Source organism: Arthrobacter sp. SAFR-044, assembly GCF_059414985.1.
Genome location: NZ_JBPFDN010000022.1, coordinates 24,019 through 36,502 on the forward strand (window position 1 = coordinate 24,019; position 12,484 = coordinate 36,502).

Genomic DNA, 12,484 nt, shown 5'->3' on the forward strand with positions numbered 1-12,484 from the left:
CCGGTGAGGTCCCGGCCACGCCGGCCGCCATGGACAGGAACCCCGTGACGGACGGCAGGCCACGCCGCCTGCCCCGGCTCGAGGACGTGGCGGAACTGGCCGGGGTCTCGCACCAGACCGTCTCACGGGTGGTCAACAACCACCCCAACGTCAGCCCCGGGACCCGCGGGAAGGTGGAAGCGGCGATTGCCGCACTCGGCTACCGCCGCAACACCGCCGCGCGGAGCCTGGTCACCCGGCGCTCGCAGACCATCGGCGTCCTGGGCAGCGAGCTCTCGCAGTACGGCCCTGCCAACACCCTGCTGGGGGTGGAACGTGCGGCGCGGGATGCTGGATACTTCGTCAGCGTCGCGGCGCTGCGGGAGGTCAACCGGGACGCGATCCTGGACGCCGTCCGGCACTTCCTGGACCAGTCGGTGGACGGAATCGTGGTGATCGTTCCGCACTTGGAGACGCTGGCCGCCCTGGCGGTACTGCCCATCGGAGTACCGGTGGTGGCCGTGGGTCCCACCGGAAATGACACCGTGGGCGGCGTCAAGGTGGACCAGCACCGCGGGGCCGAACTGGCAGTGGAACACCTCATCGGGCAGGGGCACGTCCGGATCGGACACGTCGCGGGGCCCCAGGAATGGATCGACGCCGTGGCCCGCGCCAACGGCTGGCGGGACGCCCTGGCCTCCGCCGGACTCACCGCAGACCTGATTGCCGAGGGGGACTGGAGTGCGGGCAGCGGTTATGAGATCGGCAGGCGGCTGGCAGCCGGCGGCCATGCCACTGCCCTTTTCGTCGGCAACGACCAGATGGCGCTGGGGGTCCTGCGCGCGCTGAACGAGGCGGGCATCAGGGTGCCGCAGGACGTATCCGTGGTGGGCTTCGACGACCAGCCCGAGGCCGGCTATTTCAGTCCGCCCCTCACCGTGGTCCGGCAGGACTTTGAAGAGCTGGGCCGCCGGTGCATGGACATGATGCTCACGGCATTCGAGGGCATGGAGGGGCCACGGACCCTGGTGGTGGAGCCTGAACTGGTCCTGCGCAGCAGCACGGCCCCGCCCGGGCGGTAACGTCAGCGTCGCCGGAATCAATCGTCGCCGTTAATCCGGCGGAGACCGCGGCGAAACGTGGCCACAACAATGGCTGCGTAGGTTTCAGGCATGACGGCTACCCTGTACGTCCGGCTCCGCGACTGGCTGCTGGACACTTTCACCTACGAGTCCGAATCCGATGCCGCCGACGCCACCCGGTGGGGCTGGCTGCCGGCCCTAAGCGGAGTGACCATAGGGGCCGGCCAGGCCCGCTCGGAGCACGCAGGAGAAGTGCCTGGAACGGGCCCAATGTCTGGTTAAGCACACTATTGCGCCGGTAGCGGGATAATGCCCTAAACTGCTTCACTGAGGTGCCTGAAATGGCGCTGCGCAGCAACGAAAGTGAACATGCTATGGCTACCGATTACGATGCTCCACGCAAGCAGGAAGAAGAGTCGCCGGCCGACTCTCTCGAGGCCCTCCAGGCATCACGGAGCGGCAGCGCGCAGACCGCGGTTATCGATGTCGACGAGAACGACACCGCCGAAGGTATCGACCTGCCCGGCGCCGACCTTTCCAATGAGGAACTGACCGTCATTGTGGTCCCCGAGCAGTCTGACGAGTTCACCTGCTCGTCGTGCTTCCTGGTCCGCCACCGGTCGCAGGTTGCCCGCGAGAAGGACGGCCTGAAGTACTGCCGCGACTGCGAAGGCTAAATTTCCATCCTGCTTTTCCCGGCGCCGGCCATCTCCCCGAGGTGGCCGGCGCTGCTTTGTCCCCCGCCGCTTTGTCCCGCGCCGCCGTCGTTATCAAAATGACCCTCGTTTCCGCCCGCGAACGCTCCTACGCTGGAAGCATCCAACGGCTCTTATTTTGGATGGCACGGCATGAAGAAGTTCATTATGTGGCTTGTGGCAGTCCTGTTCGCCGCAGGCCTGGGTTTGGTGGTTCCGGGGGCCGCCTCGGCAACCACGTCGTACTGCGGACTCACTTGGGGTTCGCTGATGAAATCCGACGGCGCCATGAGCGGCGCGCCCGTCACCGACGTCCGGACCGGGCAGCACTACTGCTTCGACCGGCTGGTGGTTGACCTGGGCGGCTCGCCGGCACCCGGCTACACCGTCCGCTACGTCCCGCAGGTTATCCAGGACGGCTCGGGGGCGGTCGTGCCAACGCGGGGCGGCGCCCGGCTGCAGGTGGTCGTCAAAGCGCCGGCCTATGACAATAACGGGCAGTCCACCTACACCCCCGCCGACAAGGCTGAGCTCTCCAACGTTTCGGGTTACCAGACCTTCCGCCAGGTGGTCTGGGCCGGAAGCTTCGAGGGCCAGACCACCATTGGCCTGGGCGTCCGTGGCCGCCTGCCGTTCCGGGTGTTCACGCTTGACGGTCCGGGCTCCGGCTCCCGCCTGGTGGTGGACGTGGCGCACTACTGGTGAGCCATCCGTCGTCGGCGACAACAAAGGTGCCGTGCCCCTGGCAGGGGCACGGCACCTTTCTGTTGGGGCCTTATTCCGGAATTACCAGCGCGGGGGTGTCCTGCTTGAGGGTTTCCCCGCGGAAGAAGCCCGGGTGCGTGCGGGACACGACCAGCATGACCACGGCGCCCAGGGCGAGGATGCCAATGCCAAGGATGAACACCAGGCCCACGCCGAACACCTCGGAACCGCTGCCGAACTCGGGTGCGAGGCTGTCCACGGCGGTCTGGACGAACACCACGAACAGCCCCACGCCGCCCACCACCGGGCAGACCAGCCGGAGCACAAAGTGGCGCACGCTGTTGAACAGGCTGTGGCGGAAGTACCAGGTGCAGGCCAGCGCGGTAAGTCCGTAGTAGAAGCAGATCATCAGGCCCAGGGCCAGGATGGTGTCGTTCAGGACGTTCTCGCTGACCACATGCATCACTGCGTAGAACCCCGCTGACATGACGCCGGCGGCGATGGTGGCGAAGCCCGGCGTCGAAAACTTCCTGCTGATCCGGCTGAAGGGCTCGGGCAGAGCGCCGTAGTGGGCCATGGCCAGCAGGCTGCGCGACGGCGACATGAAGGTGGACTGCAGGGAGGCGGCAGAGCTGGAGAGCACGGCGAGGGACATCAGGATGGCGAACGGGCCCATGATGGGGGAGGCCAGCGCCGTGAAGATGTTCTCGTGGTTTTCGGCGTTGTTCAGGCCGTTGCCGGTATCGCCGACGCCGGCGAACATCATGGTGGCGATGCTGACCAACAGGTAGATGGCCAGGACGATGACGGCGGTCAGGGTGCCCGCAACGCCGGCGGTCTTCTTGCCGTTGGCCGTTTCCTCATTGACCGTCAGGCAGACGTCCCAGCCCCAGTACACGAAGATGGACAGGGAGATGCCGGCGGCGATCTGCCCGAACGTTTCGATCCTGGTGACGTCGAACCAGTCCCAGCTGAAGGGGATGGCTGTTTCCGATGTCGACCAGTTGGCAAAGGCCATGGCGACGAACAGGCCCAGCACCAGCAGCTGGAAGCCCACCAGGCTGTACTGCACCAACTTGGTGGTGTGCAGGCCGCGGTAGCTGACCCAGACGGCCAGCGCCACGAAGACGAAGCAGGTGATGACGTTCAACGCTTTGTTGTCCGCCAGTTCCGCCAGCTCGGGGGAGCCGGTGAGCTGGGAGAGGAAAAGGTAGAAGAAGTCGACGGCGACGCCGGCCAGGTTGGACAGCACGATGATGTTGGCGGCCAGCAGGCCCCAGCCGCCCATCCAGCCGATCCAGGGGCCGAACGCCTTGGTCACCCAGGTGAAGGTGGTGCCGCTGTCCGGGGAGTCGGCGTTGAGCTCCCGGTAGGCGAGCGAGACCAGGATCATCGGAATGAACCCGATCAGGAAGATGACGGGCAGCTGGAGGCCGGCTTCGTTGACGGTGGGTCCGAGTGCGCTGGTGAGGGTATAGGCAGGGGCGATGGTTGAAATGCCCAGGACGACGACGGCCAGGAGTCCGAGCTGGCCGCCCTTGAGTCCCTTGGCGCTGACGCCGTCCGCGGACGGCGCGTGGGCGTCCGGACCGGGTTTGGCCGTACTGGTGCGGATTATCTCTGTCATGGCACCACTTTCTGGAAGGCTGTGAGACGGAGGTCACTATATGAATGGCGTTCATTTAGTATGCGGGTGCCGCCGCTGTGATGCAAGACGCAATATGAATCCCATTCGTTTATGACTCACTTTCGAAATTAGTAAGCTCACTGAGAAATTGCCTTTGGCCCTGCCGCCACGCCGTCCACGGCTGGTAGCGTCTGCCGTACTGGACCAATTGAGGAGGATGCATGAAAGCTTCACCGACGCTGACCAACAACCTGCAGGCTGTCCTGGCGGACCTGATCGAGCTCCATGTCCAGGGCAAGCAGGCGCACTGGAATATCGTGGGCACCAACTTCCGCGACCTTCACCTGCAGCTTGATGAGATCGTGGACGCCGCCCGCCAGTTCGCCGACGACACTGCAGAGCGCATGCGTGCCCTGCACGCGCTTCCCGATGGCCGCAGCTCCACCGTTGCCGAAACCACCAGCCTGGCCCAGTTCCCTGACGGGCTCATCAGCACCAGGGATGCCATTGAGCGGATCGTTGCCGCCATGGAAGCTGCCGTTGGCACCATGCGGAAAGTCCATGACGAAGTGGATGAGGAAGACCCCACCTCCGCGGACCTCCTGCACGAGTTCATCGCCAGGCTGGAGCAGTTCGCCTGGATGGTGCAGGCGGAAAACATGAAGCCCACCGCCAAGGTCACGGCCGCTGATTCCAAGTAGCGCACGTCCCGAGGGGCGTTCGGCGCCGGGGTTGCCCCGGCGCCGGACGCCTTTTTAACGCTGCCCACCGGCCTGGGCTGGGTGCTGCTACGTCGCTTTGGGCACTTTCCGAAGGACGACGGCGGCCAGGACTGCCGCCGTCGACATCAGTACCAGCGCAATCGCGGCAGTGATGTGCACGCCGGAATCGAACGCGGCCGCTGCGGCGGCGCGGACCGCGGCGGCGAGTGAATCCGGCAGCAGATTGGCCGCCTCTACCGCGCCGGCCAGCGTTTCCCCTGCGTTGTGCAGTGAGGCTCCGGGCAGCATGGCCTCCAGTCCCGCCGGCAGCCGAAGGTTTTGCTGGTAGGACGCCGTCAGGATGGAGCCCAGCACTGCGGTCCCCAGCAGCGAGCCAACTTCGTAGCCGGTCTCGGAAATCGCCGCCGCAGCTCCTGATTTGGCTGGCGGGGCCGAGCCGAGGATGAGGTCGTTCGAGATGGTTTCCGCCGTCCCCACGCCAAGCGCCAGGACCAGCAGCGCCGCCAGCAGGAGCGAGGGCCCGCCGTCGTGGTTTCCGAAAGCCACCATGCTGTAGCCGCATGCGCTGAAGGCCAGGCCCAAAGCCACCACGTATCCGGGGCGGACCTTACGAACCAGTGGCACCGCCACCAGGCCTGCCGCCACCGTGGCTGCCAGCGCCGGGATCATGGCAACGCCCGCTGCCGAAGGAGTCATTCCTTCGAGGAGTTGGAGGTGCTGGGCAAGGAACAGTATGAACCCGTTGAAGGAAAACAGGGCAAGGATATTGGCGCTGATGGCCATGCTGAATACCCTGTTCCGGAACAAGGACATGTCCAGCAGTGGGTGCTCCAGCCGGTACTGCCGCCGCACGAAAACGACGCCCATGGCCAGTCCGAAAGTAATGGTGGCCAGCCCGGCAGGGCCCGGACCTTCGGTGGCCACGGACTTGATGCCGTAGACCGCGGGCACCATGACCAGCATGGAGAGCAGGATGCTTGGGATATCCACCTTGCCCGGCGCGGGGTCCCTGGATTCCGGAATGAGGGCCGGCCCCAGCGCCAGCAGGGGGAGCATGAGCGGCACGGCCACCAGGAAGACGGCGCCCCACCAGAAGTGCTCCACCAGCCATCCGCCCAGGATTGGCCCCAGGGCGGCGCCGCCGGAAAAGCCTGCGGCCCAGATGGCAACGGCCAGCCTCCTGCGGTTGGGCTCAGGAAAGATGTTGCGGATCAGCGACAAGGTGGACGGCATCAGCATGGCGCCGAAGAATCCCAGCGCGGCGCGCCCGGCGACCAGCCACTCCGCGGTGGGGGCAAAGGCTGTAGCGGCGGAGAGCCCGGCAAAGCCCATGCTGCCGATAACCAGCAGCCGCCGGCGCCCTATCCGGTCGCCGAGGCTTCCCATTGACACCAGCAGCCCGGCCAGGACCAAGGGATAGGCGTCAATGATCCACAGCAGCTGCAGGCCGGTCGGTTCCAGGGCGCGGGCGATGGCAGGCAGGGCAAACGTCAGGGCCGTATTGTCCACCGCCACCAGCAGCACGGGAAACATCAGCAGCCCCAGCGCAAGCCAATCGCGCCACGGGCGGCGTGCAAGCGTGCTGTCCCCGTGGGTTTGAGGGGGGCTGAAAGAGATCGTCATAAAATAACTATACCGTCCGGACGGTATAGTTTCGAAGCGAGGCTATTCCGTTTTCCGTCCAGGCGGAGGGCATGATGGGGGTTATGCCCCGAAAGCCTGTAGCGCGTGATGCGGTCCTTGACGCCTTCGAGTCCCTGTTGATCGAAGTGGGGGAGCGGGCGGCAACCCTGGATGCCGTTGCCAAGAAGGCCGGAGTGTCCAAAGGGGGCCTCCTGTACCACTTCCCCAGCAAGGAAGCGCTCATCGCCGTGCTGCTTGACCGCCTTGAGGAACTGGCAAGGGCAGATGCCGATGCCATGGCTTCGGCCAACGAAGGTGCCGCCGCCTATTTCATCCGTTCCTCCGTCTGGGCGGATACTCCGCTGGACCGGTCCATCGTGGCCGCCACGCGGCTTGCCGAGGTGGCGCACCAGGAGACGCGCCAACGGTTCGCGGCCATCCAGCAGCGATGGCTGGACGAGATCGCAGCGGATGTGGGCCCCGGGCTGGCCAAGGCCGTCCTGTACATGGGAGACGGGTTGTACTTCAATGCGATGCTGTCCGTGGGCCCTGCGCCGGCAGGGGGAGCGGCCGCCGATGTGGAGGAGCTTCTCGCGGCATTGGAGCGGCTCCGCAGGTAGTTCCGCCATTTGCCGGGAGGGGTTGTGGCGTAGGACAATGGAGAGTTGTGAGGGCTGTCACCGGCCGTCATAATCCAACAACTGAATAGCCTTTGATCTGCGGCGGGAGAGTCCTGCCCGAAGTACAGGCAGGCGCCGTAGGAGCAAATCCTCCCCAGGAATCTCGCAGGCCCCTGTACCGCCGCGGCGAGGCGCCTCTGGAAAGCAGCAGGCAGTTATCTGGACTCCCCTCGGGAGCGAAACGACTGTTGTGCTCACCGACGGTGCAAGCGGGTCCTGCCCAGGCAGGCAACGCGGAAACTCTCAGGTCCAATACAGAGCGGGGAGGGACCCGAATAGCTGTGGCGTACCCTGCGCCGCCTGAAAAAATGGAGTTCCTTCGTGTCGGTTACCCCAGCCTCCACCACCTTCGTAGACCGCCATATCGGCGCACGCCACCAGGACGACGTCGACACCATGCTCAAAGCCGTTGGCTACGGCACGGTGGATTCCCTGGTTGATACCGCCGTTCCCAAGGTCATCCGCCAGGAAACCGCCCTCCGCCTGCAGGATGCCCTCAGCGAAGTTGAAGTGCTTGCGGAACTGCGCAGGCTCGCCGCCAAGAACAAGACCGCCGTCCAGTTGATCGGCCAGGGCTACTACGACACCATCACCCCTGCCGTGATACGCCGGAACATCCTCGAGGCCCCGGCCTGGTACACCGCCTACACTCCGTACCAGCCTGAGATTTCCCAGGGCAGGCTCGAGGCGCTGCTGAACTTCCAGACCATGGTCCAGGACCTGGTGGGCCTGCCCATCGCCAACGCCTCGCTGCTGGATGAAGCGACCGCCGTGGCCGAGGCCGTGCTGCTGATGCGCCGCTCCAACAAGACCAAGCCTGCAGCGGACGGCAAGACTGTCCTGGACATCGACGTGCTGCCGCAGACCATCGCGATCGTCAAGGGCCGCGCCGAGGCGCTCGGCTTCGAAGTTGAGGTCGCCGACCTGTCCAACGGCCTGCCCGACGGCGACATCAATGGCATCGTGCTCCAGCAGCCCGGAGCCTCCGGCCGGGTCTGGGACCAGTCCGCCACTGTTGCGGCGGCGAAGGACCGCGGTGCACTGGTCACCGTGGCCGCTGACCTGCTGGCCCTGACCCTGATCACCCCTCCGGGCGAGCAGGGCGCCGACATCGCTGTCGGCTCCACGCAGCGCTTCGGCGTGCCGTTGTTCTTCGGCGGCCCGCACGCCGCCTACATGGCCGTCCGCAAGGGCCTGGAGCGTTCGCTGCCCGGCCGCCTGGTGGGCGTGTCCAAGGACGATGCAGGGGTTCCCGCGTACCGCCTGGCGCTGCAGACCCGCGAGCAGCACATCCGCCGCGAGAAGGCCACGTCCAACATCTGCACGGCGCAGGCCCTGCTGGCCATCGTCTCCTCCATGTATGCCGTCTACCACGGCCCCGACGGACTGAAGGCCATTGCCGAGGCGGCGCACCGCCACGCGCGTACCCTGGCCACCTCGCTCGCAGCCGCGGGCGTGGAGGTGCTGCACTCGAGCTTCTTCGACACGCTGACCGTCCGCGTCCCCGGCCGCGCTGCAGCGCTTGTCGCCGATGCCGAGGCACGTGGAATCAACCTGCGTTCCGTCGACGCCGACACGGTTGGCATCTCTCTGGATGAAACCACGACGGTGGCCATCGTCGCCGACGTCGCGGACGTCTTTGGCGCTTCCGTTGCCGCGGCTGACGGCTTCGGACTGGAGGCCGCCGTCGAACGTTCCTCCGCGTACCTGCAGCACCCGGTGTTCAACACGCACCGGTCCGAAACGCAGCTGCTGCGCTACATCAGGAAGCTGTCGGACCGGGACCTGGCGCTGGACCGCACCATGATCCCGCTGGGCTCGTGCACCATGAAGCTGAACGCCACCGCCGAGATGGAGGCCATTTCCTGGCCGGAGTTCGCCTCCATCCACCCCTTCGCGCCGGACTCCCAGACCGAAGGCTGGCGTGAACTGATCGCCGATCTGGAGGCGGACCTGACCGCGATCACCGGCTACGACCAGGTGTCCATCCAGCCGAACGCCGGATCGCAGGGCGAGCTCGCGGGCCTGCTGGCCATCCGCGGCTACCACCACTCCCGCGGGGAAGAGCAGCGCAACGTCTGCCTGATTCCTGCCTCGGCCCACGGCACCAACGCGGCCTCCGCCGTCCTGGCGGGCATGAAGGTGGTCGTGGTGGCTACGGCCGCGGACGGCACCATCAACCATGATGACCTGACGGCCAAGATCGAAGCCAACAAGGATGTCCTGTCCTGCATCATGATCACGTACCCGTCCACGCACGGGGTGTACGACGGGGACGTCCGCGAGGTCTGCGATGCCGTGCACGCAGCCGGAGGACAGGTCTACATCGACGGCGCCAACCTGAACGCCCTGGTGGGCCTGGCCCAGCCCGGTAAGTTCGGCGGCGACGTCTCGCACCTGAACCTGCACAAGACCTTCTGCATCCCGCACGGCGGCGGCGGGCCCGGCGTCGGACCCGTGGCAGCCAAGGCGCACCTGGCACCGTTCATGCCGGGCGACGCCACCACCTGGACCCCTGGGTCCGGCGCCACTGACGTGCCGATTGCGGCGTCCCGGTTCGGCTCTGCAGGCGTGCTGCCCATTTCCTGGGCCTACGTGAAGCTGATGGGCGGCGAAGGGCTGACCGAGGCCACCAAGTCAGCCCTGCTGGCAGCGAACTACGTTGCCTCCCGCCTGAACGAGTATTTCCCGGTCCTCTACACCGGCGAAGGCGGCCTCGTGGCGCACGAATGCATTCTGGACCTGCGCGAGTTGACCGCGAAGACCGGCGTTACGGCCGAGGATGTGGCCAAGCGCCTCATCGACTTCGGCTTCCACGCGCCCACCCTGGCGTTCCCGGTGGCAGGCACCTTGATGGTGGAACCCACGGAGTCCGAGGACCTGGGCGAGATCGACCGCTTTATCGAGGCCATGATTACCATCCGCAAGGAAATCGACCAGGTGGCCAACGGCGACTTCTCCGTGGCGGACTCACCCCTGCGCCGCGCACCCCACACGGCAGCCGCCGTCGTCAGCTCCGACTGGGACCGCGCCTACCCGCGGGAACAGGCAGCCTTCCCTGCCCACCACAAGCAGGACAAGTACTTCCCGCCGGTGGGACGGATCGACGGCGCCGCAGGCGACCGCAACCTGATCTGCTCCTGCCCGCCGCTCGAAGAGTTCGAGAACTGAGGGCTGCCACCATGACCGAGAAATACACCGCGCTGTACGAGGAGCACAAGAAGCTGGGCGCCTCCTTCACCGGCTTCGGCGGCTGGCAGATGCCATTGAAGTACAGCTCCGAACTGGCCGAACACCACGCGGTTCGAAAGGCCGCAGGCCTGTTCGACCTCTCCCACATGGGCGAAGTCTGGGTCACCGGTCCGGACGCTGCGGCCTTCCTCGACTTCGCCCTGGTGGGGAAGATCTCCGCCCTGGCGGTCGGCAAGGCCAAGTACTCGCTGATCTGCAACGAGGACGGCGGGATCATCGACGACCTCATCACCTACCGCCGTCCCGCCGCTGAAGACGGCACGGACGTCTTCCTGGTGGTGCCCAATGCAGGCAACGCCGCGGTGGTGGCGGCAGCCCTGCAGGAACGGGTCGCTGGGTTTGACGTGCTGGTGGAGGACGCCTCTGCCGGTACCTCGCTGGTGGCAGTGCAGGGCCCCAGTGCCCAGGAACTCCTGTTGCGCCTGGTCCCGGCCGCACAGCACTCCCTGGTGACGGAGCTGAAGTACTACGCCGCCGTGGAGGTTCCGTTTCTGGTGGGCGGCGCCGGCAAGGAACTCCTGCTCGCACGCACCGGGTATACCGGTGAGGACGGGTTCGAGATCTTCGTGGACAACGCAGACGCCCCCGCACTCTGGCAGGCACTGGTCGCCATTGCCGACGAAGGGGAACTGACCCCCGCCGGCCTGGCCTCCCGCGACTCCCTTCGCCTGGAAGCGGGAATGCCGCTGTACGGCAACGAACTGTCGCTGCAGGGCGACCCGTTCGCTGCAGGCCTGGGCCCCGTCGTCGCGCTCTTCAAGGAAGGCGACTTTGTTGGCAAGGCCGCCCTGGCAGCCAAAAAGGAAGCGGGCGCCGGCAGCACCTCCGGCCGCCGCCTCGTGGGGCTCAAAGGCAAGGGCCGCCGCGCAGGCCGCGCGCACTACCCCGTGCTCAAGGACGGCGTGACCGTCGGCGAAGTCACCTCCGGCCAGCCATCGCCCACCCTGGGGTACCCGATCGCCATGGCCTACGTCGACGTCGAGTATTCCGCACCCGGCACTGCCCTGGATATCGATCTCCGCGGCAAGGCAGAGCCCTTCGAAGTCGTCGACCTCCCGTTTTACCGCCGCGCCCAGTAATGTGCCTCGCCGTGGTCACCTTCGGTACCCGCGGATGGTGGTCGCCTTCGGGACCGCCGGACCGGACATTTTCACGCGTGCTGCTCGTTCCTCGCTTTGACGCACGCTTTCGAAAAGTCCGGCTCCGCCGGCCCCTCGTGCGAAAGTCGCGGTGGTGCGGGGAAGACAGCAGGGCCTAGAGGAAGCGGGTGGAGGCGGACCATGTGTGTTTTCCTGTCCGGGCAACCCGTGTCCTGGCTGCGCCTGCACGCCTGTCGCGTCAGTCGCAGGCCACGGGCCGGCTTAGAGGAAACGGGAGGGCGCGGACTACGTGTGTGTTTTCTTTCCCCGGCACTCACGATCGTTGTCAGCCTGCTCGTTGCCTGCCTGCCGGGTCGCTTTGGTGCCGTGTGCCTCGGGAGTGGGCGGGGCATCCGGCAGCGTGCGTCTAAGGGAGCGTCACGTCCGCTTAGCGGGCGTCTTCGCGACCGAGCACGCAGAGGATGTCCTGCCCGCTCCACCCCAACCACCCAGAGTGACCCGACCACACTGTTTTAGTTAGGAACCAATCGCATGGCTGTTGGCGTTTTTGATCTGTTTTCGATCGGTATTGGCCCTTCGTCTTCGCATACTGTGGGGCCGATGCGGGCTGCTGCTGTGTTCGCTGAGGAGTTGAAGGCCTCGGGGAAGCTCGCGGACGTGGCGGGGTTGCGGGTGGATTTGTATGGGTCGTTGGCGGCGACGGGGCACGGGCACGGGACGATGACCGCCATTCTCCTGGGGTTGGAGGGGTTCCATCCGGAGTTGATCCTGCCTGAGGAGGTGGAGGAGCGGCTGGCTTCGATCGCGGAGACGGGGATCCTGAACCTGGCCGGTGCGGTGCCGCTGCCGTACGGGGTGGGCGACATGGTGCTGCGGCCGTTGACGGTGTTGCCGCGGCACACGAACGGGATGACGTTCACCGTTACCGATGCTGAGGGTTCCGTGGTGCATGCGGCGACGTTCTTCTCGGTCGGTGGCGGGTTCATTGTCCGTGAGGGGGAGGAGGACGCGGCGCAGCA

The 12,484-nt window shown here is 66.1% G+C and carries 11 protein-coding genes and 2 riboswitches; of the genes, 9 read left to right on the plus strand and 2 right to left on the minus strand.

The features are described from left to right. Positions 1 to 29 precede the first annotated feature (29 nt). The 4 genes from ACR65J_RS20695 to ACR65J_RS20710 all read left to right on the plus strand — a co-directional run bounded on the left by ACR65J_RS20695 (position 30) and on the right by ACR65J_RS20710 (position 2,461). Positions 30 to 1,061 (plus strand): LacI family DNA-binding transcriptional regulator, encoded by a 1,032-nt coding sequence (locus ACR65J_RS20695; protein WP_440172636.1) that lies wholly within the window; start codon positions 30 to 32, stop codon positions 1,059 to 1,061. A 90-nt stretch (positions 1,062 to 1,151) separates the two neighbouring features. Continuing rightward, positions 1,152 to 1,343 (plus strand): hypothetical protein, encoded by a 192-nt coding sequence (locus tag ACR65J_RS20700; protein ID WP_440172638.1) that lies wholly within the window; start codon positions 1,152 to 1,154, stop codon positions 1,341 to 1,343. A 92-nt stretch (positions 1,344 to 1,435) separates the two neighbouring features. Beyond that, positions 1,436 to 1,738 (plus strand): DUF4193 domain-containing protein, encoded by a 303-nt coding sequence (locus ACR65J_RS20705; RefSeq protein ID WP_311263761.1) that lies wholly within the window; start codon positions 1,436 to 1,438, stop codon positions 1,736 to 1,738. A gap of 171 nt (positions 1,739 to 1,909) precedes the next feature. Then, positions 1,910 to 2,461, plus strand: a complete 552-nt coding sequence (locus tag ACR65J_RS20710) for an AMIN-like domain-containing (lipo)protein (RefSeq protein WP_440172640.1) — start codon at positions 1,910 to 1,912, stop codon at positions 2,459 to 2,461. Between the two features lie 70 nt (positions 2,462 to 2,531). On the opposite strand, the gene ACR65J_RS20715 is transcribed toward ACR65J_RS20710, so the two are convergent. After that, positions 2,532 to 4,088, minus strand: coding sequence for an APC family permease (locus ACR65J_RS20715; RefSeq protein WP_440172642.1), 1,557 nt, complete (start codon positions 4,086 to 4,088; stop codon positions 2,532 to 2,534). Between the two features lie 221 nt (positions 4,089 to 4,309). Here ACR65J_RS20715 and ACR65J_RS20720 point away from each other — a divergent pair, with 221 nt between their 5' ends. Next, positions 4,310 to 4,789, plus strand: a complete 480-nt coding sequence (locus ACR65J_RS20720) for a Dps family protein (protein WP_440172644.1) — start codon at positions 4,310 to 4,312, stop codon at positions 4,787 to 4,789. 87 nt (positions 4,790 to 4,876) lie between these two features. On the opposite strand, the gene ACR65J_RS20725 is transcribed toward ACR65J_RS20720, so the two are convergent. Continuing rightward, a complete protein-coding gene (locus ACR65J_RS20725; protein ID WP_440172646.1) occupies positions 4,877 to 6,433 on the minus strand; it encodes an MFS transporter in 1,557 nt (518 codons plus the stop codon). Positions 6,434 to 6,516: 83 nt separating this feature from the next. Here ACR65J_RS20725 and ACR65J_RS20730 point away from each other — a divergent pair, with 83 nt between their 5' ends. From ACR65J_RS20730 to ACR65J_RS20745, 4 genes are all read left to right on the plus strand, one after another. Then, the gene (locus ACR65J_RS20730) at positions 6,517 to 7,053 is read left to right on the plus strand and encodes a TetR/AcrR family transcriptional regulator (RefSeq protein ID WP_440172648.1); all 537 of its coding nucleotides are present in this window, start codon (positions 6,517 to 6,519) and stop codon (positions 7,051 to 7,053) included. 93 nt (positions 7,054 to 7,146) lie between these two features. After that, positions 7,147 to 7,244: riboswitch (glycine riboswitch) on the plus strand. A 30-nt stretch (positions 7,245 to 7,274) separates the two neighbouring features. Then, positions 7,275 to 7,381, plus strand: a riboswitch (glycine riboswitch). 53 nt (positions 7,382 to 7,434) lie between these two features. After that, positions 7,435 to 10,284, plus strand: coding sequence for an aminomethyl-transferring glycine dehydrogenase (gene gcvP / locus ACR65J_RS20735; protein WP_440172650.1), 2,850 nt, complete (start codon positions 7,435 to 7,437; stop codon positions 10,282 to 10,284). A gap of 11 nt (positions 10,285 to 10,295) precedes the next feature. Then, complete coding sequence (gene gcvT, locus ACR65J_RS20740; RefSeq protein ID WP_440172652.1) at positions 10,296 to 11,444, plus strand: glycine cleavage system aminomethyltransferase GcvT; 1,149 nt, start codon at positions 10,296 to 10,298, stop codon at positions 11,442 to 11,444. A gap of 552 nt (positions 11,445 to 11,996) precedes the next feature. Continuing rightward, the coding region (locus ACR65J_RS20745; protein WP_440172654.1) for a serine dehydratase beta chain at positions 11,997 to 12,484 on the plus strand (488 nt) is incomplete at its 3' end.